This window comes from Lacunimicrobium album (assembly GCF_052161635.1).
In the GTDB taxonomy this organism is placed as follows: domain Bacteria; phylum Planctomycetota; class Planctomycetia; order Planctomycetales; family Planctomycetaceae; genus SXPC01.
Window position 1 is genome coordinate 3,172,774 of sequence record NZ_CP197413.1, and the last position, 20,904, is coordinate 3,193,677.

Here is a 20,904-nt window from a genome sequence, read left to right on the forward strand (position 1 = left end):
GGAGTTGCTCTTGACCATCGATGGCAATGGAAGTATCTGGCGTTCCTCTTTTTTGCAGATTCTCTCGATCGACCTCCCCTGCCCGACTGCCTGCGAATTCGCCAGTCCCGCCTATCAGCCCACCTCCGACTTACGGATCTTATCTATGTTGACACGACTGTCGCTGCTGTGCGCCTTTTCGGTCGCGCTGTTCCTGCTGATCGGCTGTGGCAATTCCAAGCCACAGAAGGTCACGATGGTGCCAGCCTCAGGATGGGATCTCTCGAATCCTCCTGTCCTCTCAGAAGACGAACTGGCCGTTTTCGTCACGCTGATGAAAGCCAAACCGGAGAAGCTCCAGCCGCAGTTTCTGCCAATCGAAACGCCGACCATTCCCGACTACGTCACTCCTCAACAGCTCCTCTCGGCCCAACGACGACACCTTCGTGCGCGGTTTGATATCGGCCAGCAGGCGATTCTGTTTTCATCGCATCCTTCATGGAAGAAGCTTCTGGCAGAACAACAGGTCGAGCCGGAAGTCTTCGCCTCCTTGCTGTTGCGCGTCAGTTGTGCCGTGATGTCCGAGCAGTTCTCGACGAACATCGATTTCAGTAAACAACTGCTGCGGATTCATGAACGCATCGATGTCGTTGTCTCGGAACTGGCTACCCTGGAAGCTTCACTCAAACAACTGCCTCACGAAAGTGGTCGACAGGAGCGCCTGCGCCTGCAGCGCCAATTGACTTCGCTGGCTGCCCTCGAACTCTATGCCGCCATGCTCAACGGCGTTCCTGCCGAGAGTCGACAGCTGATTCGCGAACACTCGAAAGAACTCGTCCCGCTCCTGAAGGACTGGAAGAAGACCTTCGAATCCGTCCTCGCAGCCGGTGTGGAAGACGGCGTCGTCCCAGTTGTCGGCGAACGAGACTCCGTCATCCGCTAGGAGAGAACACTCGCTCGTGTGGTACGGCTGTCCCAGCCGTGCTTCCATTCATGCCGATCCGGCGGGTGGTCCAGCCGTTCATGGCTGGATCGACAAAGTCGACAAGAAGCGAGCGCCATACGCTTTCACTTTTGATTGATGCCGTGAGTGTAGATTGGCTGCGTATGGAGGTGCTTCTTGTGAGCTGCGCTCACCCAGCCATAAACGGCTGGGCCACCCGTGGCTAGAAACACGGTCAGTCGCGCGTTGGACGCCCATTCTGTGTTTCTAATCGTGCCGAAACGGCACGACCCGGGTTGGGACAACCCGGGCTACCCATGCGATCACGCTTTATCGCGATTCACCCTGCTTCAAAACCTCTCGCGCGTGCTGATGAATACGCTCTCGTAACTCCGCTGGTTCAATCACGTGAGCCTGGCTGCCGTAGCCGAGGATCCACCAGGTGATCTCATCAATCCCATCGACGTTCACTTCATAGCGAATGCGCCCATTGTCGAGTCGCGTGACCTTCTGCGTTTTGTGCCACTGCACCTCCGCCACGTTCTGCGCGACCTTCGGTTCAAATTCAATGACGACGTGATAACGGGTCTCACCTTTGATCATCGACCAGGCGTTGCCGAAATACTTTTCCAGTGAAAAACGCGGCGGGATCGTATATCGCGTCTTGGTCGGCGTCAGCGAATGAAAGCGCGCGAGGTTGAACGTGCGAACCTCTTTGTGCAGTGATGAATTCCCCACGATGTACCAGCTGCGAGCTGCGAAAAAGACCCGATAGGGCGAAAGCTTCGTCTTGATCGCTTTGCCTTCAAACAGGCTGCCATAAACAATGCTCAACTGAAGCCCGTCTTTAATGCTCTGCTGAATGATCTGGAACGTCTCAGCAGCATTGTCGAGCGGGTTGATGGCACCGATGTGTATTTCGTGCGCGGTGACCAGAGGCGTCAGTTCCGTGCGAAGTTTATGCGGCAGCTGATTCAGGATCTTGAACGCCGCTGACTGGGCATCATCAAGAAACGGAATGCCCGTCTGGTCAGACTGCGTGCGTCCGACGGTGCCGATCAGGATCAAGGAGAGGGCTTCACTCAGCGAGAAGTTGGCTGGCAGAACGAAACGCGAGGTCAGCAGTCGATACCCCTGGCTGACGTCATCGTACTGGATCTCCAGACCCGATTGCTGGAGCAGTTCCAGATCGCGGTACACAGTTCGAACCGAGACATCGCAGGTTCGGGCGAGGTCTTCAGCATTGATTGTCTGGCCGGTACGAAGTTGCTCAATGATCTTCAGCAGGCGCTGGAGCTTGACGTTGGGGCTCATTCGCAAATGTTCGCCAGTTGGTGATCAGGAAACCACGAAGAGGAAGTGCGCAATTCCCTCTCCGCGTCAAATGGATCACGGGTTTGTCGTTTGCAGAAACACATGGTCGATTCAGGAGGCTATGATCATCAGCCTCCTGGATCGATCCCCACGGATCCCTATCCATTCAAGGCAGACTTGAGTGCATCCCCAATCTGACGGGCTCCATTGCCAAAGACAGGCGTCGCAGGTGGGATCGCTACCGGCTGCGGTGATTGAACTGGCGTAGGTGATGGAGACCGAGCTGGTTGTTCGTAGCTGATCTGATTGACCTTCTTCTCCAGGTAAGAATCCTGATCTTCGTACCATTCTGCCAGGGTCGTGATGCGATTCTCACGCAGATCGGAGGCATCTTCCGGGCGTATCGATTTCTGGCTGACATCATTCGATGAATCGAAGGCTGGTTCATCAATGGCTTGACTCGATCCGAACGGGGAAGCAGAGGCTTCACTCTTCGTAGGCGAAACAGCAGGATCAGGCTGGGCAGCAGGAATGTCAGGTGTTTCAAAGACCTTCGACCCCTGACCATTTTCGATTGGCATCACTTCGTTGATGAAGGTCACGCCATTCGTGACGGGCTGCGAAGAGGCGAATGGAGCGGGCGAAGCATCGGTACTCTCCAGATCAATCGCGTGGCTGCGAGCCCAGGCACGAGCGAGGGCCTGCTGATAGGCTTCGGGCACCCACTGGCCTTCGAGCAGTTCGACGCTGTCGTGCTGCAGCAGCGTGCCTTTACGGAACTGGAAGTCAACCAGCGCGATGTTGTAATCCACCAGCGATGAGAAGTACGAGATTTCGGCATTCGCCAACGACTCCTGAGCACGCAGGTAACGGTCGATGACCCCTTCCCCCTGTCCCAGGTTGGCACCCGCGGCATACTCTTCACCCAGCAGTTGAGCACGTTCCATCGCCGCATGTCGACGAGAGAAGTTCGACTTCGCCGTCGCATAAGCGCGGGAAAGTTCCTGGAACGCCACCGCCAGTTCGTGGCTGATTTCGAGTTCCTGAGCCGCCAGGACTTTGCGTGATTTGACCAGCCGGAGTTCGAGGTTACGCACCTGCGTCTTGGCAGAACGAAGCCCCAGCGTGTGAGTGTATTCGAGTCCTGCCGTAAAGCCGGTCGCATCACCGCGGGTCAGCGTGCCGTATGCACTATTAAGATTCTGGGCAGTCCCGGCGACGTCGGCACCATCCCCTGCAAACAGTTGATCTCCGAAGCCGTTGTAGTTGTAACCAGCGACCATATCCAGACGTGGTCGAGCAATGTTTCGTGCCGCAGCCAGCTGGAGCTCACTGCTCTTGATATTCCATTTCTGACGACGCAGTTCGACCCGTTCTGTGAGCGCTTCCGCCAACGACAGATACCAGTCCGGCTTGAGGTTGACAGTCACAGGCTCATCAACCGGTCGGATGATCTTCCCATCGTTGACCGCCAGTTGCAGCAGGTTACGCAGGCTTTGCTCGCCTTGATAAATCTGCGATAGCGACGACTCAGCCTGGGCCTTCGTTTCGAAGTAACGGTCACGAGCCTGGGCTTCCTGCCAGTTGGAGAAGCCTTGAAGTCCCCCGGCATCACGTTTTGATTTCGCGATCCGCCAGGTCTGCAGCGAGGTATTTCGTGCACGGACGGCCGTGTCGAAGTTGCGGTAGGCCAGATACAGGTTCCAGTAGCTCGTTTCTACATCTCGCAGCAGATCGCGGACGTTGGTTTCGAAATCCGCCAGGCTGATGTCCTGGTTGATGCGGGCAATCAAGACCCCCTGCCCGACCCCGGTAATCGCTCCCAGACCGGAAGCCTGGTTCGCAGGACCAGCCACGCGGACATAGTCAGCCCCCGAGCCGGCGAGGAGTTGTTGACGGTAAGTCACGCCAGCGGTTGTCGTATAGTTGGTTCCGAAGAGAACGCCTGGGCTGTTGGTATCGAGATAGTCAACACCATGGTTGACCGAGATCGAGGCCCCATACGCGAGTGGTTTCGTCAGAGAGGTATCAAAACTGCCGGTCTGGTTATCGAGAATACGATTCGGCGGTGCGTTGAACAATTGGTTCTGATAAGTCTCGTTGCGTCCATAAAACGTACTGACAGCCCACGTCGCATCGAAGTCAGACAGGGCAGCTTCCACGCCCCGGCTGCCGAACAGGATGTTGGTTTCCTGAATCGCCGGATCGAACACCGAAGGCGTGTTGACCGGGTTGGCATAAAGGCTATTGCCAGCGTTCAAGAACTGGCCGGAGCTCTTGATGATCTCGCTGTTTTTCAACGCCAGCTGAATCGTTTCCTGCAGCGTCAGGTCCCAGACCTCGTCTTTTTGACGAGCTTCCAGAGTTCGCGGAGGCTGCGTCACCTGAATCTGCGGCGGCGTTTCCTGGCAGACAGTCGGGTAAGCGATTTGCGTCGCCGAATTGCGATAGTAATTCAGATCAGCATCGCCAATGTAGGTAGCATCTTTGCTGCCGTGCTTACAGCCGCTGGTGAAAATGCTCAGGCAGAGCGTGACCACCATGGCTGATCGGAATGTTCGGCTCGTCATGATTAAAAATCCTCGGGAGGCGCGGGGCTGAGAGGCCACACCTGTAAGTCCGACGGTTTGAGTGGTGCGTCACAAGTTCGTCGTGGTGGACTGAGAGTGAACATCAAGTCGTCGTCACGTGCGCTACGATGCGGGCAACTGCTACAAACAGGCACACCGCGACGATCAGCACGATCCGTGTCATTAGGATCGGACGGCATGGGAGGAGGAATCAGAAATGACGTCAGAGCAGTCACAACAGGTCTAACCGTCAAACTTCGTTCCAGACGCCCCAGCTTGCCAGTAAGCGGACAATTTCGCCGTCAAAGTCTGCATAATTTACCCCAAATAAGAGGGAGAGACTGGAACGCAGAGCTCGCAGAGGGGAGCAGAGGTCGCTGAGACAGCAAAGAGGTGAATGAGTGTGAATTGACCAGATCGGCGATCACAGCAAGATTTGATTCAAGTCAGTCCTTGCTTCCTTAATCCCCGTTGCGCCTTCGCGACATGGCGTTGAATCTGGATCGCATTCTTCTCCGCGTCCTCTGCTCCACTCAGCGATCTCCGCGTTCCAGTCTCCCCCCGGTTTCGCTCGGGCCAGAGGAAGTTACTTGAGTTTGTGGATACGATCCATTACGGTTAGGAATCGATTTTCAGGACGGCGGATCTGCCCCTTGATATAAGGTCCGGAACGCTCCTAAAGATGTGCTTTTTTGAACGACAGTCAGACTCTGACACTGCTTGAGGAACACTTATGTATCATGTCACTTTGATTCCCGGAGATGGAACAGGTCCAGAGCTCGCTGATGTCACCCGCATGTGTCTGGATGCAACCGGAGTCAAGATCGACTGGGATGTTCAGGACTGCGGGATTCACACCATCGAAAAAGAAGGCAGCGTTCCCCCACGCGTTCTCGATTCGATCCGCAAAAACAAGCTCGCCCTCAAAGCACCGATCACAACCCCCATCGGCAAAGGGTTTCGCAGCGTCAACGTCTACCTGCGACAGGAACTCGGCCTCTACGCCTGCGTTCGTCCCTGCAAAACCTATAAAGGGGTCCGCACTTACTACTCCGAATCAAACGTCGACCTGGTTCTGATCCGCGAAAACACCGAAGACCTGTACGCCGGCATCGAATTCCAGGCCGGTTCGGACAAGACCTCGGAACTGATCACCCTGATCAATAAGTTCGCTGACGGCAAGAAAATCAAGACCGGCTTGACCACCACGGGTGTCAGCATCAAGCCGATGTCTTACGAAGGCACCAGAGACATCGCCAACTATGCGTTCGACTACGCCGTCAAGTATGGCCGCAAGACCGTCACCTCGGTCTGTAAAGCCAACATCATGAAGTACACCGACGGCTTGTGGTACGACGAAACCCGAGCAGTCGCATTGGCTTACGGTGCGAAGTTTGAATGGGATGACCTCGCCAAGGGCGTCAATCCAGACTCAGAACTCGTCGGCAAAGTCACCGATGGCTCGAAGCTGCAATACAACGAGCGTCTCATCGACAACATGTGTATGCAGCTCGTCCAGAAGCCAGAACTGTACGACGTCATTGTCACCTCGAACCTGTACGGCGACATCCTCAGCGACCTGTGCGCAGGTCTCGTCGGCGGTCTGGGCGTTGCACCTGGTGCCAACATCGGCCCTGACTCGGCCATCTTCGAAGCCACCCACGGGTCTGCTCCGAAATACGCTGGCAAGAACAAGGTCAACCCGACCGCCCTCATCCTCTCCGGCAAGCTCCTCCTCGAACACATCGGCGAAGCAGCCGCTGCCGAGAAACTGGAACGAGCCGTCGCCGCCGTCATCGAAGAAGGCAAGAACGTCACCTACGACATGAAAGACGACCGCAACGATCCGACCGCCGTCGGAACCCGCGAAATGGGCGAAGCGATCTGCAAGAAGATGGCCGAACTCGGCTGATAGGCAGGGCTTAGGTATTGGGGCTTAGGGCTTAGCCCAGAGGCTTCGCAATCTCGGTCTGCCATTGAGAAAATTGAAGTAGCACAGGCACCACGCCTGTGCTTCTTTTTTGTCAATTGTACTTCCGTGTGCCACGGCTGTGTCAGCCGTGCGATCGCGCAGAACCCCCCTATTTTTCACCGCGCCCAGAACATGCTTGCTCAAAGCCGCAAGCATGGCACACTCTGACTTCACCCCGCTGGGACCGAGACTGATGTTGTCGCAGGAACGTCATCGGGAGATTGTGACCGGAACAGGACTGGCGTCGGGTGACGGACTGTTGCGCGTGCTGCTGGGGATGGCTGCGATCCCCTTCTGGATGGGAACATCGGCTCGAAATGCGATGTTCGATCTGGGACTGAGAACCGCCAAAAAAGTCAACGTCCCGGTCATCAGCATCGGCAACATCACAACCGGCGGGACCGGGAAGACGCCAGTCGTTGCGCTGGTGTGCGAACTCTGCCAGGAACTCGGGATCTCGCCCGGCATCATCAGTCGCGGCTACCGTTCCCTGGACGGGCAAGCCAACGACGAGAAGCTGCTACTGGAACTGCTGCTGCCCGACGTGCCGCATGTCCAGAACCGTCAACGCATCGTCGCTGCGGAGGAGATCCTCCGATCATCGGACCGCCCTGCTCCGGGAATGCTCGTGATGGACGATGGATTCCAGCATCGCCAGCTTCATCGCGATCTGGACATCGTTCTGATCGACGCGACAAACCCGTTTGGATATGAGCGATTGCTGCCGCGGGGGTTATTGCGAGAGCCACTCGAATCGCTCAAGCGGGCGGACGTTGTCTTGCTGACTCGGGCCAATCAGGTGACCCATGAAACACGGGCCACACTTCTTCAACAGTTACAATCACTGGTACGTCCCGCTGTTCCCGTCTTAACCGTCTCATTTGAACCAACGCAGCTGGTCGGAGTATCGGGGGAGATTCGAGACATCGCGATCAAAGAAAAGCAGATCGTCACCGCTTTTTGCGGGATCGGGGCCCCGGAGAATTTCTTCGCGACCATCCGCAAACTGGGCCTGAAACTCGATCCAGAACAAACAATCGCCTTTCCCGACCACCATCATTACACAGCCACCGATCTGGAGCGTGTCCGAAAACTGGCCCGCGCCGAACGAAGCGACGCCGTTCTCATGACACTGAAGGATCTGGTCAAAGTCCGCCCGCTCATGTCCAGCTGGCGGGAGGACGCAGGGTTCAAGTCCCAGCTGTGGGCCTTGGATATCGCAGCGGTCATGCCTGACCAGGATCGCGAGAGACTCAAGCAGCGGATAGAGGGCTTATCCCCGTAGGGTCCGCTGTGCGGACCATCAATTCGCAAAATTGCAGATCAAAGTTACGACATCCCAAAACACTTTGGACACGAACAAATTTATTGGACCTCGTTTATCGGTCCGCACAGCGGACCCTACATCAAGCCAGCCAGCCAAGCTGCGGTGAGTTGACGAGTGGGCTAGCCGTTGGTAAGCTGTCCGGTTCACTTTTCTCGAAAATCTGATTGCCTATTGGAATTTGGAAGATTATGGGTCGCCTCGAACGAACACGTGAAATCGCCCGACGTCGTAAACGCCGCGTTCAACTGACGAAAATCCGCGTCAAATTCGCTGCTGCGAAAACTCAGACTGAAAAAGACGCCCTGTTCGCCAAAGCTCGCAAGATGAGCCCATTCATCGAGCTCGAACCACAAGCCAGCTAAGGCTTTGTGAAGATATCGCGTAGCAGCGGATCATGTTTCGTTGCGCGCCGATTGAAGATTCAACCCTGAGCTTTTGCTCGGGGTTATTTTTTGTGCTGATCAAAAAGTTAAATAGCTTCAATGCGAAAGCCGACTTCGCAAGACTCTAACTTCTGAATGACTTGCCAGATTGGAGTCGTGCATTGATCGCAGTAGCGGTCCTTCACTCGCTTCCCCATATACCATCGCTCTGTATACTCCAATTCACTCTGGCAGATCGTGCAATGAGTGTTTTCAGCGGACGGGGGCTGAATCCCATCTGATTTGGAAACCAACTGTTGAAGCTCATATTCAAAACGATCAATCCAGATTTTCAGTTCATTCTGATCTGCAAAAGCGTGCTGCTGAATCCAACGAAGCGCAGCAATATTGGGGGTGAGCATTTCGAGAGTAAATTTCCGCGAGCTCCATTCTTCTACGCTCATTTGGCAAATCCGTAGCTTCATCATTCCGAGCTGGTGTGAAGCGGCGAAAGTATAAGGATCTTGAGGGTGTTCGAGACTGAGCATAGCATTAGTCCAGATCCAGTGGATTTACTTTCCAACTCACCAACACACTACTCTAACTACGGCAGAAACAACGCCCGTTCCTGTGGCTTGGGCATTCGGCAGGTTTCTTTCTTACCGAAGAGGAAATAGCGGAGGGCGGAGACGGAGTTGTAGCCGACGTCGCGGAGGGGGCGTGGAATGAGGCGCATCGGGACAGTCAGCAAGGGAGAATACCCTAACGCCTGGGCGATCCGGATGACGGCCGACGAGTGCGTCAGGATTTGGCCCTGGTCGAAGAAGACGACCGTTTTGAGACTGCTCGTCAGATTGTCCGGCAGCAGGGCTTTTGCGGTTTCGCCCTGGAGGGGGGCAAACTTGATCGTGTGAGCTTTGTCCTGGGACAGACACCAGTCGACAAAGCGGTTGCACAAGCCACACACGCCGTCGTAAAAGACGATGCGGTCGTTGGGGGAGATGGTGATGGGGTTGGACATGGGAGTGTTACCGGAATGGGTGGTGATTTTGGAGAGGTGGGGTGGTTTTTGTACTCGTCGAGGCGATTTTTGCTTGGGAGTACAGGGGACAGGGGGTTGACACCCCCCGCTCGCCTTTCGGAGAGAAATCTCGGAAATTCTTTTATGAGAACCGTGATATCTCGGGAAGAGTAACGCCTGAGGTCCTAAGTCGTCTTGTGGGAAACACGGATGTTCATCAGAATCCGCGCCAACCCCCGCAATTGACGCAAGTTGTTGTCACTCGTGTGGTTCGTAAACTGATACCCTAAGAAAATACACGGACCGAAAGTCTGTCACACCAAGGGCTTTGATGAATCCTTGGCATAAGTGGAAGGTTTAGTTATGTCGACGGCTGCCTCTCAAGAGATTTTACCGACGATTCCCGAAGAGTCGTTCGAGCCATTGAAAGCGGAACATGGCGATCATGGCCCTGCGGATGGCCGGTTATGGACGACCGGCTACATCGCTCTCATCCTGACGCAGTTCTTTACAGCGGTCAACGACAATATCAGTCGCTGGTTCGTGGTGAAGATTGGACAGGCTGTCCTGGGGGCATCGCTGGGGAATGTCGAGCGCGGCAATTCCATGGCGCTGGCACTCGGCGCGATCAGCTTCACCCTGCCCTGGCTGCTGCTGGCGCCGATGGCGGGATATTTCGCAGACCGCTATCCCAAACGTCAAGTCGTTGTGTGGGCGAAGTTCGCAGAAATCATCCTGATGTGTCTGCTAGCCGCCTGCGTCCCCCTCGGCAATATCTACATTCTCCTGGGTCTTGTTTTCCTGATGGGAGCCCAAAGCGCGCTCTTTGCACCCGCTAAGCTGGGAATCATTCCGGAGACAATGCCCTATCGACACATCTCACAAGCCAACGGGTATCTGATGATGCTCGGCATCGTCGGGTCTGCCATTGGAGTACCGCTCGGATACATCCTGTTTGACTGGTGCTACGCTGATGCAGGTCAGTTGCTGACAATCTGGCCCGCCTTTGCCGTCCTGGTCGGAGTCGCGGTCATCGGATGGCTCTGCAGCCTGATGGTGAAAAGCTTGTCCGCTGCTGACGTGAACCGCCCGTTCAGCGTCAACCCGATTACCGAACTCAAGCCTGCCATGACCGTGCTGTTCAGTCGACCGATGCTGCTGAAATCAGCATTGGGAGTTGCGTTCTTCTACTTCGTCGCCCTGCTCTTCCAGGTAAACGTCGACGCGTTCGGCGAGTTCGTTTTGAAGGTTGATAAAAAGACGATCGGAATGTTAATGCCCGTCCTCGTCGTGGGACTGGGACTGGGAAGCGTGATCGCAGGTGTGTGGTCAGTCGGTCGGATTCAGTTAGGCATGGTTCCGGTCGGGGCGCTCGGCATTGCCATCGTTTCGATGATCATCGCATGGGTCGGCTTCGGTGCAGAAGCAACCGGTGCAGCTGGCACGATGACTGCGTTTTATAAAACAGGGTTCTGGCTGTTGATCCTCGGCTCCGTCACAGGTTTCTTCTACATCCCGCTGGAAAGCTATCTTCAACACAAAAGCCCGACTGCGATCCGCGGTTCGGTCCTGGCCGCTGGAAATGCACTGACGAATGCCTTCATGCTCGTCTCGATGGTGCTCTTCTTTGTCATGCGGGATGTGATCAAACTGAGCCCGTCGGGAGTCTTCCTCGCATCAGGTCTGCTCACGCTGCCGGTGGCGATTTATGCTTCGTATACCCTGTTCATTCCCCTGCTGCGATTCCTCGTCTGGGGCATTCTGCACTGTGTCTACCGCATCACATGGCATGACCGCGACAACATCCCTGAAGAAGGGGGCGTCATCTTTGTGCCCAACCACTCTTCTTGGATTGACGGCGTGATGCTGAACGTCTTCCTGCCTCGGCATACCCGGTTCATGGTCTTTTCGAACTTCACCAAGAAATGGTACATCAACTGGTTGTCTGAAATGACAGAAACGATACCGCTCAGTCCCAAAGATGGCCCGAAAGCCATCATGTTGGGTCTGAAGGAAGCAGAAGAAACGCTGCGACGTGGTGATGCGGTCTGCATCTTCCCCGAGGGAGGAATCACGAGAACCAGCCAGATTCTGCCGTTTCAGAAAGGTGTCATGCGACTGGCCGAAAAGACCGGCTGCCCGATCGTTCCGATTGGCATGGACGGCTTGTGGGGGAGCATTTTCAGTTATCGTAAGAAACTGATTAAACGCCTGCCCGATGGGTTCCGTCGTCGCATTCGACTAATCGCCGGCAAACCGATCGACACGACGGTGGTGACGGATACTGCCCTGCTGCGACGCGAAGTCTGTCGCACGTTGAACAAAGCGGTCGAGCTGAATCGGGATTCCTTCTGTCTGCCAATTCGTGGCTTCGTGAACCAGGCGCGCAAAAATCTGTTCAAGATGAAAGTCGCTGATTCCTCGGGCATGGAATTGACCGGCGGCAAACTGCTCACGGCGTGTCTGGCGTTTCGCAGCGTGCTGATGAAATATGTGTTCGCCAAAGACGAGAAGATCGTCGGCCTGCTGCTGCCTCCCTCCTGTGGCGGTGTGATTGCCAACATGGCCGTCGGGCTGTGTGGCAAGGTGACTGCGAATCTGAACTATACGCTCTCAGATGACGTCATCAATTACTGCATCAAAGAAGCAGGCATCAAGACGGTCATCACCAGCAAACTCTTCATGCTGAAAAGACCCGTCAACGTGCAGGGTGCCAATGTTGTCTTCCTGGAAGACCTGAAAGAGAAAGTCACCTCAGGAGTCCGCGGGACCGCTGCTGCGATGGCATTTGGACTGCCAAGCTTTCTGCTGTTCCGCATCCTGGGTCTCAACAAAATCAAACGCGATGATCTCGCGACCGTCATCTTCACCTCCGGTTCCACGGGCGAGCCGAAGGGGGTGATGCTGTCGCATCACAACATCGCGACGAACATCTACGCGATGGACCGTCTGTACCTGCTGAAGAAAGACGACACGCTGATCGGTGTGTTGCCGTTCTTCCACTCGTTTGGATACAGCGTTTCGATGTGGTCCGTCTTGAACTATCCACTGCGCGGGGCGTATCACTTCAATCCCCTGGATGCGCGGACCGTCGGCAAACTCGCTGAGCAGTACAAAGGCACGATCCTGCTGGCGACTCCAACGTTCCTGAAATCGTACCTGAAGCGTTGCACGAAAGAGCAATTCGCGCACATGAGACTGGTCGTGGGTGGCGCAGAAAAAATGTCGCCCGAACTCGTGAAGGAATATGAAGAGAAATTCGGAGTGACTCCCATCGAAGGGTACGGCTGCACGGAACTTTCTCCGTACACGCTCTCGAATATCCGCAATGTGATCAACGAAAAAATCACCCAGATCGGCAACAAGCTCGGAACGGTTGGCCAGCCGATTTATGGCGTGGAAGCAATGATTGTCGATCCAGAGACACGTGTTGATCGCGGCCTCAATAAGGAAGGCCTGCTCCTCATCAAAGGCCCCAACGTCATGATCGGGTATTTAAATCGTCCCGACAAAACAGCCGAAGCGATTGTCGACGGCTGGTACAACACGGGAGACTTCGCGATCATTGATGACGATGGCTTCGTGCAAATCACCGGCCGTCAAAGCCGCTTCTCGAAAATCGGCGGCGAGATGGTGCCACACATCCGCATCGAACAGGAGCTCACCAGAATCCTCGACGAGATGGCTCCGCAAACCGAAGCAGAACTCGAAGTCCCCGGCGGAGCCGTCCGACTGGCCGTCACCTCTGCTCCCGATGAAACCCGTGGCGAGCGGATCGTCGTGGTTCACAAACAGCTGCCAGTGCCGATCGATCAGCTGCTGAGAAAATTAAGCGACACAGGCCTCCCCAACCTCTGGCTGCCAGACCGCGAAAGCTTCGTCGAAGTCGATCAGGTGCCACTCCTGGGAACGGGGAAACTCGATCTCAAGGCAGTCAAAGATGTGGCGCTCGAGAAATTCGGGAAGAAGTAAGCAGCGGTACGAAAATGGCCGTTGGTCATTCCAACACAAACATCGACGACATCGGGAGGGCGAACCTCCGTGTGAGCCGCCTGCCATGCGCTCCGTCGCATGCCTACAACGCAGTGGGTTGCGAAACTCAAGCCGTGTACTGCGCAATGATGGCCTCGTATTCTTCGTCCTGAAGGGACGATTTCCACCAGCCCAGGGTGAAACCCTGGGTTCATGGCAAGAGAAGACGATTCCGTCCTGTAAGGACGGGTCAACGTGGAATGCAAGGTGAACCGTCCCTTACAGGACAGGAGAGCATCGCTAACCCAGGATTTCATCCTGGGTTGACTGATAAGGGCCCTTCAGGCCTGAGACGAAGATGTGAAAATCGACATCGAGTCGTCATCAATGTGTGCAACGCGGGACAGCGGCTCGGACGGAGCCTCGTCCTCCCGTGGGGAGGCATGACGCGAGGAGCGTTCCAATCATCTCTTCAGCTTCTCCGCCGCCTCGACGGCGAAGTACGTCAACACCCCATCCGCTCCCGCTCGTTTGAAGCACAGCAGGCTCTCCAGCATCGCGCTCTCACGGTCCAGCCAGCCGTTTTGAGCCGCCGCGGAGATCATCGCGTATTCGCCGCTGACCTGGTAAGCAAACGTCGGCACACCAAAGGTCGCTTTGACTTTCTGGACGATATCCAGATACGGCATCCCCGGCTTGACCATGACCATGTCTGCCCCTTCCGAGATATCCAGCGCGACTTCGCGGAGAGCTTCATTCGTGTTCGCAGGGTTCATCTGATAAGTCTTCTTATCCCCCTGCCCTAGATTCGAGGCCGACCCGACGGCCTCCCGAAACGGCCCATAGAAGGACGACGCATACTTCGCCGCGTACGACATGATCATGACGTCGGTGAATCCCATTTCATCAAGGGCAACCCGGATCTCGCCGATCCGTCCATCCATCATGTCCGAAGGAGCGATGATGTCGCAGCCCGCTTCCGCTTGCACGACCGCCTGCTGGCAGAGGATCTCCGTCGTTTCGTCGTTGGGAATCCTGCCATCAACAAGCAGCCCATCGTGGCCATGCGTCGTATAAGGATCGAGCGCGACATCGCAGACGACCCCCAGATTCAGCCCCAGTTCCTTCACTGCCCGCGTCGCCCGGCACATCAGGTTATCCGGGTTGGTCGCTTCTTTCCCGTCGACCGACTTCCGCTCGGGCGGAGTGACCGGGAAAATCGCGATCGCAGGAATCCCCAGATCAGCCGCTTTTTTGACCTCTTCACACAACAGATCAATCGACCAGCGAAACTGCCCCGTCAGCGAGCCGATGGGGGTCTTCGTGTTGGTCCCTTCCTGCACAAACACAGGCCAGATCAGATCTTGCGCCGAAACTCCCTGCTCGGCGACCATCCCTCGAACCCAGGCGGCCTGGCGCACACGACGCATCCGCGTCATAGGAAATGCTGCTGTAAACTCCATCTGTTGCTCCACTTATGCGTATAATACGACGTCGCCGAGGGGAATGTTTCAGCCAACGCCGAAACATGGACGTATTTCGATTTTTGGATTGTCGTTGAGTCGATACCGAGTTAGCATCACTATCTTGCCAGATTCCCGCCCTCTTTCCCACGCATCCCGGCATTTTCGACCCCACTCGCGTCGGAAATGCCCCCCTGAACCGCCTGCCGCCCCCGGCTCCCTCCAAGCAACCTCATGAAGCCGACTTACCTTTTATCACTGTCGATCCTCTTTTCATGCGCGATGCTACGCGCCGAGGATCCACCCACGTCTCTGTTCAAGCAGCTCGAGATCTCCTGCAAGGAGTGTCACGAAGGGGAAGGCTTCGACCTCAACCGCCTCCACGACTCGTCGCAGTCGTTCATTGATCATCACGACGAATGGGAAAAAATCCGTCAGCGGATCGCCGACCACAGCATGCCTCCCAAGGACGCGGATCCTCTAGATCCCGCCATGCGTCTCCAACTCGTCGAATGGATTGCCAACTCCTCGCGACAGGCCTTCCTGGAGCAGGGAGAAAAAGCCGGTCCGCCACTCTTCCGACGCCTGGCTCGTCACGAATACTCCAACACGATGCGTGACCTCCTCGGCGTCCATATGGATGTCGGGCATGCGCTTCCAGAAGATGCAGCCGGGGGGGAAGGCTTTAACAACGCCTCCGAGACCCTGATCATCTCGCCGGTGCACGCGGAGAAATACATCGAAGCTGCTGCCGTTGCTCTCGACTATGCTACCAAGGATGAAACCTCCCGCAAACGGATTCTGCATGCCTTCCCCAAAGAGGGCGTCAGTGAAACCGAAGCAGCTCGCAATAACCTGAAAAGCCTCGCCAATCGTGCTTACCGTCGCCCTGCGACCAAAGAGGAAGTCGATCTCCTCGTCAACATCTACGAGCAGGCCAAAGCCGATGGTCTCGATCACACACAGGCCACCTTCTACGCCATGCGGGCTGTCCTCGTTTCCGTCAACTTCCTCTTCATCGCAGAAGCAGTCCCCGAGCAGCCCGGCGTCGATGTCCCTTTAACAGATCACGAGATCGCGACCCGCCTGAGTTACTTCCTCTGGGCGACAATGCCCGACCGCGAACTCCGCGACGCCGCTGATAAGGGACTGCTGAAGAATCCCGACGAACTCAAGAAGCAGACGCTCCGCCTGATCAATGGTCGTGGCGAACATCTGAATAATTCGCTCACCTTCTTCATGGGTCAGTGGCTTGGCACGCAGGACTGGGGTCGCAGCAAGCAGCCCGACACCCAGCTTCACCCCTGGATTCAGGACCACCACGTCGCTCCGATGCGAGACCAGCCCGTCTATATCATGGAGCGGGTCATCAAGGAAAACCGCAGCCTCCTCGAACTGGTCGACTCCAACTGGACCTACCTCAACGGCGAACTCCTCGGCGTCTACAAGCTCAAAAAGTCGTCCCTCAAGCACGAAAAAGACATCAACCAACACCTCGTCCCGGTCGAACTCCCGGATGAATACCGCTATCGGGCCGGCTTGCTGGGAAGCGGCTCCGTCATGGGAATCACCTCGTACGCGCGTCGCACAAGCCCGGTCCTGCGAGGGGCCTGGGTCATGGACAAGATGTTCGGCATCGAACTCCCCCCCCCGCCGCCGAATGTCCCGACACTCGAAGCAGGTGGTCACGACATCAAGAAGATGACCGTCCGTCAGCAGTTGGAGATCCACCGCGAGAACCCGGCCTGCGCCACTTGTCACGACCGCATCGACCCCATTGGCTTCTCCATGGAAAACTTCGATACCCTGGGACGGTGGCGAGAAAAAGACGAAGGCGGCCCGATCGATGCAAAAGCCTCGATGGCGGATGGTCGTGATGTCGAAGGGATCGCCGGCCTGAAAGCCTACATTCTCGAAAACAAGCCACAATTCCTTCGACAAGTCACCTCCAAGATGCTTGGATATGGTCTGAACCGCGGCCTGCGTCCCTCCGACGTCTGCACGGTCGAAACCATTCTCGAACGTCTGAACAACAACGACAACAAAGCCCAGGAACTCATCCTGGGAATCGTCCTGAGCAAACCGTTCCTGTATAAGACCGTTGAGGAATGAGAGTCAACAGCCAGAAGACATTCGACACAGAGTTCACAGAGGGCACAGAGATCAAGAGAGAGAGAATTCATCATTCAAAATGATTCTCACTTCAATCCCTGAAATCTGAATCCTCTGTGATCTCTGTGCCCTCTGTGTCAAAGACTTCATTCCCGATCTCATCTGCGACCGAAGTATGAAAGTGGAATGACCATGATGCGTCTTGACCGAAGAACTGTCCTGCGTGGTGCTGGCGTTGCATTGGCGTTGCCGCTGCTCGAAGCGATGCGTCCTCTCTCGGCCTTCGCTGCGACCACAACGGTGAACCCGCAGACGCAGCCCGTCCGCATGGCGGCTCTCTTCTTCCCCAACGGCGTGCGTGCTGATAAGTGGACACCAGCAGAAACCGGCGAAGGTTGGACCGCTCCTGCCCAGCTCGAACCGATCGCCCACCTGAAGTCGGATGTCTCGGTCGTTTCAAACCTGTGGCACCAGGCGACCAACACCGGCGACGGGCACTACGTCAAAGACGCTGCCTGGCTGACCGGTCGCACGATCACCAAGACCACCGGCGTCGACCTCAACAGCGGCGGCGTCTCCATGGACCAGGTCGCCGCCCGCACCCTCGGCCAGTTCACCCCCCTCCCCTCCATGGAACTCGGCTGCGAACAAGTCACCTCGGGCGTCGATGGCAACGTCGGCTACACGCGAGTCTACGGCTGCCACATTGCCTGGAAGCAGCCGACGCAGCCCCTCGCCAAAGAGATCAACCCCCGACTCGCCTTCGACCGTATGGTCATGATCTCCAACGGCAAGCCGAGTGGCCGGTCGAATCGCCCGATCCTCGACCTCGTTAAAGACGATGCCGAGCGTCTCAGCCAGAAACTCGGCCACAACGACCGCCAGCGCCTCGACCAATATCTCGATTCGGTCGAGTCCCTGGAGAAGCGTCTGGCGTCCCTCGAAAACCCGACCAGCACTGGCTGGAAGTCACGCGTCGACTTCTCGACCCGCACCCCGCCCGCTGATCCGACCAACCACACCGAACGCACCCGACTCATGCTCGACATGATCGCCCTCGCCTTCGAAGCCGACATCACCCGCGTCGCGACCTTCATGTTCGGCAACTCCGTCAGCGGCCAGAACTTCTCCTTCCTCGAAGGGGTCGAAGGCTCGCACCATGAGATTTCCCACCACGCCGGCAACCCGGATAAACTGGCTCAATACGAACTGATCGCCAAGTGGCACGTCGCCCAGTACGCCTACCTGCTGGAAAAACTCAAGTCGATCCCCGAAGGCGAGTCAAACGTCCTGGCCAACTCCGCCATCCTCTTCGGCTCCGGCTTCCGAGACGGCAACGCCCACGACCCCCACGACCTCCCGCTCCTGCTCGCAGGCCAGGCCGGCGGCCGCCTCAAATCCGGCCTCCACATCGCGGGCACCAAAGACAACCCGATGTCCAACCTCCTGCTGACCATGCTGCAAGCCACAGGCGTGGAAGAAAAATCCTTCGCCGATTCCACCGGAGTGATTGAGCCATTAATGGCGTAACGCAGCAAATTCATGGGTCATGAGTCGGGAGTCATGAGGGGAAAAACCATCAAATCCCCCTACTCCCCATCTGAGTCCTGAAGGGACGTTTTCTACCAGCCCTGGGTGAAACCCAGGGTCCGCAGCACCTCCATCGCCTCCTGTCCTGTAGGGACGGCTCAACGTGAACCCCGCTCTGACTCCCCCCCACCCGGTACGGATGGATGGCCACCGGGTGGCCCAGCCGTTCATGGCTGGGTTCGCAACGCGAACAAGATACCAGCGCCATGCGGTAACAATTCCCAACGTCGCGGTGACTACACTCGGACGCGTACGGCGACGCTTCTTGTCGGCTGCGCCGATCCAGCCATGAACGGCTGGACCACCCCCGCAATAGCCCGCTCCCCCACTCATCTGCTATCCTCTCCTCTGCGTGCCTCCGTCCCCCTCCGTGTCCTCCGTGGTAAACCCTCCCCCCGCTTCATGTCCAAACTCCACCTCACCAACTGCCTGCTCCACGACCCCGCCAACCACATCCATGGCCAGCAGGCCGAGTTGTGGATCGCTGACGGCAAAATCGTCGCGACGCCGCCGCCAGCTGAGCAGCATCAGTACAAGATGTTCGATGCCCAGCGCCATCACGTCATGCCGGGCGGGATCGACATGCACTGTCACATCGCGGGTCCGCTGCTGCAGGCGGCTCGTCGGCTCAACATTGATCAAGCCAACCAGATCATCCCGCACTCGACCGCGACCGGCAGGCTGTTCGCCGGGATGGGTTACACGACCGCCATCGACGCTGCCATCCCCGGCCTCCAGGCCCGCATCGCTCACGACGAATTGTCTCGCACGCCGATTCTCGACAAAGGCTTCCTCCTGCTCCTGGGGAACAATCATTACATCCTCGAAAACCTCGCTGCGGGCAAAATTGATGCGGTCCGCGCCTATGTCGCCTGGGCCCTCTCGAGCGTCAAAGCCTTCGGCATGAAGATCGTCAATCCGGGGGGTGTCGAGAACTGGAAGCAGATCTCCCGCACGACGATTCATCACCTCGATACCCCGGTCGCAGGCTTCGGCGTCACGCCTCGTCAGATCGTGACCACTCTTTCGCAGATCGCGGACGAACTCGCCCTCCCCCACCCGCTCCACATTCACTGCAACAACCTCGGCATGCCCGGCAACTACAAGACAACGCTCGACACGATGAAGTGCCTGGAAGGTCGTCGCGCCCACTTCGCCCACATCCAGTTCCACAGCTACGACGGCAGCCCCGAAGATCCCGCATCGTTCTCCTCAGCGGCTCATCACCTGCTCGACTATGTTCACAACAACCGCAACATCACGATCGACGTCGGCCACATCGTCGCGGGGAACGTCATCACGGTCTCGGGGGATGCTCCCTTCAGCCAGCATCTTCATCACCTCACCAAGAAGAAATGGTTCTCCGCGGACATCGAACACGAATCGAGCTGCGGCACGATCCCGGGCGAGTTCAAGCCCTACTCCAACCTGATCCACGCCATCCAGTGGGCGATCGGCCTGGAGTGGTACCTGCTGATGCAGGATCCCTGGCGCATCGCCCTGACCAGCGATCACCCCAATGGCGGTGCGTTTCTGAAGTACCCCGAGATGGTCGCCTTGCTGATGAGTCACGCGATGCGACAGGAAATGCTGAGCCGCATGCCGCCTGCCGTCAAAGAGAAAACCAACCTCGCCAACATCACCCGCGAATACACGCTCGACGAAATCGCGATCATCACGCGCGCCGCCCCCGCCCGCATCCTCGGCCTCAAAGACAAAGGCCACCTCGCCCCCGGAGCCGACGCCGATATCACAATCTACGCGACGCACGACAACATCACCACGATGTTCCAACGCCCCCGTTACGTCTTCAAATCCGGAACCCTCATCGCCCAGGACGGCGAACTGACCCACGAAGCCGAGACCCTCTTCTCCCCGACCCTGCACGTCAGCAGAGACTACGACCAAACCGCGTTAACCGGCCTGCACGACTGGATGCGTTCGAACTATTCGATCCACCCAGGGAACTATGCGATTCAGGATGAAGAACTGCGGTCACCGCTGGTCAGGGTGTGAGGGATCCACCGGGAGGGCGAGGCTCCGTCCGAGCCGCTGTCCCGCGTTGCAACCTCTCACCAATGTATCGATGCCATTCCCTGTGTGCCACGGCTGTGTCAGCCGTGTCTTAGCGTAACGAGCGTCCATTTCCACGGCCGACACGGCCGTGCCACACGTCCAACTCACCGCTCATGATCGCAATGCACGCCGTTGCACCCATACGACGGAACGCATGACCGGCGGCTCGGACAGAGCCTCGCCCTCCCGGTTGGATCTCAAAC

13 protein-coding genes are annotated in these 20,904 nt (G+C 56.9%); 8 read left to right on the plus strand and 5 right to left on the minus strand.

All coding sequences use genetic code 11. The features are described 5' to 3' along the window. Positions 1–10: 10 nt before the first annotated feature. Positions 11–922, plus strand: a complete 912-nt coding sequence (locus SH248x_RS12650) for a hypothetical protein (protein ID WP_459554644.1) — start codon at positions 11–13, stop codon at positions 920–922. A gap of 330 nt (positions 923–1,252) precedes the next feature. Here the strand turns inward: SH248x_RS12650 and SH248x_RS12655 are convergent, their stop codons facing one another. Together SH248x_RS12655 and SH248x_RS12660 are read right to left on the minus strand one after the other, a co-directional pair. After that, the gene (locus SH248x_RS12655; protein ID WP_459554645.1) at positions 1,253–2,236 is read right to left on the minus strand and encodes a helix-turn-helix transcriptional regulator; all 984 of its coding nucleotides are present in this window, start codon (positions 2,234–2,236) and stop codon (positions 1,253–1,255) included. Positions 2,237–2,394: 158 nt separating this feature from the next. Then, positions 2,395–4,806 carry a TolC family protein gene (locus tag SH248x_RS12660; RefSeq protein WP_459554646.1) on the minus strand — a complete coding sequence of 804 codons (2,412 nt, stop codon included), beginning with the start codon at positions 4,804–4,806 and terminating at the stop codon, positions 2,395–2,397. Between the two features lie 733 nt (positions 4,807–5,539). On the opposite strand from SH248x_RS12660, the gene SH248x_RS12665 reads away from it, so the two are divergent. The 3 genes from SH248x_RS12665 (at position 5,540) to SH248x_RS12675 (ending at position 8,467) form a co-directional block, all read left to right on the plus strand. Further along, positions 5,540–6,718 (plus strand): isocitrate/isopropylmalate dehydrogenase family protein, encoded by a 1,179-nt coding sequence (locus SH248x_RS12665; protein WP_459554647.1) that lies wholly within the window; start codon positions 5,540–5,542, stop codon positions 6,716–6,718. Positions 6,719–6,932: 214 nt separating this feature from the next. Beyond that, positions 6,933–8,063: a tetraacyldisaccharide 4'-kinase gene (gene lpxK, locus SH248x_RS12670; RefSeq protein ID WP_459554648.1), complete on the plus strand. Its 1,131-nt coding sequence runs from the start codon at positions 6,933–6,935 to the stop codon at positions 8,061–8,063. Positions 8,064–8,293: 230 nt separating this feature from the next. Then, positions 8,294–8,467, plus strand: a complete 174-nt coding sequence (locus SH248x_RS12675) for a DUF6800 family protein (protein ID WP_459554649.1) — start codon at positions 8,294–8,296, stop codon at positions 8,465–8,467. Positions 8,468–8,574: 107 nt separating this feature from the next. On the opposite strand, the gene SH248x_RS12680 is transcribed toward SH248x_RS12675, so the two are convergent. Continuing rightward, positions 8,575–9,015, minus strand: a complete 441-nt coding sequence (locus SH248x_RS12680) for a hypothetical protein (protein WP_459554650.1) — start codon at positions 9,013–9,015, stop codon at positions 8,575–8,577. Positions 9,016–9,071: 56 nt separating this feature from the next. After that, a complete protein-coding gene (locus tag SH248x_RS12685) occupies positions 9,072–9,488 on the minus strand; it encodes a thiol-disulfide oxidoreductase DCC family protein (protein WP_459554651.1) in 417 nt (138 codons plus the stop codon). A 363-nt stretch (positions 9,489–9,851) separates the two neighbouring features. Between SH248x_RS12685 and SH248x_RS12690 the strand changes: the two genes are divergently transcribed. Then, positions 9,852–13,460 (plus strand): MFS transporter, encoded by a 3,609-nt coding sequence (locus tag SH248x_RS12690; protein WP_459554652.1) that lies wholly within the window; start codon positions 9,852–9,854, stop codon positions 13,458–13,460. A 464-nt stretch (positions 13,461–13,924) separates the two neighbouring features. Here the strand turns inward: SH248x_RS12690 and hemB are convergent, their stop codons facing one another. After that, a complete protein-coding gene (gene hemB / locus SH248x_RS12695) occupies positions 13,925–14,923 on the minus strand; it encodes a porphobilinogen synthase (RefSeq protein WP_459554653.1) in 999 nt (332 codons plus the stop codon). Between the two features lie 234 nt (positions 14,924–15,157). Here hemB and SH248x_RS12700 point away from each other — a divergent pair, with 234 nt between their 5' ends. The 3 genes from SH248x_RS12700 to SH248x_RS12710 all read left to right on the plus strand — a co-directional run bounded on the left by SH248x_RS12700 (position 15,158) and on the right by SH248x_RS12710 (position 20,641). After that, positions 15,158–17,035, plus strand: a complete 1,878-nt coding sequence (locus SH248x_RS12700) for a DUF1588 domain-containing protein (protein ID WP_459554654.1) — start codon at positions 15,158–15,160, stop codon at positions 17,033–17,035. Between the two features lie 192 nt (positions 17,036–17,227). Further along, positions 17,228–18,565, plus strand: a complete 1,338-nt coding sequence (locus tag SH248x_RS12705) for a DUF1552 domain-containing protein (protein WP_459554655.1) — start codon at positions 17,228–17,230, stop codon at positions 18,563–18,565. 348 nt (positions 18,566–18,913) lie between these two features. After that, entirely contained in the window at positions 18,914–20,641 is a 1,728-nt protein-coding gene (locus SH248x_RS12710; RefSeq protein WP_459554656.1) for a formylmethanofuran dehydrogenase subunit A, read from the plus strand. Positions 20,642–20,904: the final 263 nt, after the last annotated feature.

What these genes read in the sequence shown, in the direction of transcription:
- SH248x_RS12680 (WP_459554650.1), bottom strand. Translation starts at nt 9,015, where the DNA reads ATGCTCAGTCTCGAACACCCTCAAGATCCTTATACTTTCGCCGCTTCA.
- hemB (WP_459554653.1), bottom strand. Translation starts at nt 14,923, where the DNA reads ATGGAGTTTACAGCAGCATTTCCTATGACGCGGATGCGTCGTGTGCGC.
- SH248x_RS12700 (WP_459554654.1), top strand. Translation starts at nt 15,158, where the DNA reads ATGAAGCCGACTTACCTTTTATCACTGTCGATCCTCTTTTCATGCGCG.
- SH248x_RS12665 (WP_459554647.1), top strand. Translation starts at nt 5,540, where the DNA reads ATGTATCATGTCACTTTGATTCCCGGAGATGGAACAGGTCCAGAGCTC.
- SH248x_RS12705 (WP_459554655.1), top strand. Translation starts at nt 17,228, where the DNA reads ATGATGCGTCTTGACCGAAGAACTGTCCTGCGTGGTGCTGGCGTTGCA.
- SH248x_RS12710 (WP_459554656.1), top strand. Translation starts at nt 18,914, where the DNA reads ATGAACGGCTGGACCACCCCCGCAATAGCCCGCTCCCCCACTCATCTG.
- SH248x_RS12690 (WP_459554652.1), top strand. Translation starts at nt 9,852, where the DNA reads ATGTCGACGGCTGCCTCTCAAGAGATTTTACCGACGATTCCCGAAGAG.
- lpxK (WP_459554648.1), top strand. Translation starts at nt 6,933, where the DNA reads ATGGCACACTCTGACTTCACCCCGCTGGGACCGAGACTGATGTTGTCG.
- SH248x_RS12685 (WP_459554651.1), bottom strand. Translation starts at nt 9,488, where the DNA reads ATGTCCAACCCCATCACCATCTCCCCCAACGACCGCATCGTCTTTTAC.
- SH248x_RS12660 (WP_459554646.1), bottom strand. Translation starts at nt 4,806, where the DNA reads ATGACGAGCCGAACATTCCGATCAGCCATGGTGGTCACGCTCTGCCTG.
- SH248x_RS12675 (WP_459554649.1), top strand. Translation starts at nt 8,294, where the DNA reads ATGGGTCGCCTCGAACGAACACGTGAAATCGCCCGACGTCGTAAACGC.
- SH248x_RS12655 (WP_459554645.1), bottom strand. Translation starts at nt 2,236, where the DNA reads ATGAGCCCCAACGTCAAGCTCCAGCGCCTGCTGAAGATCATTGAGCAA.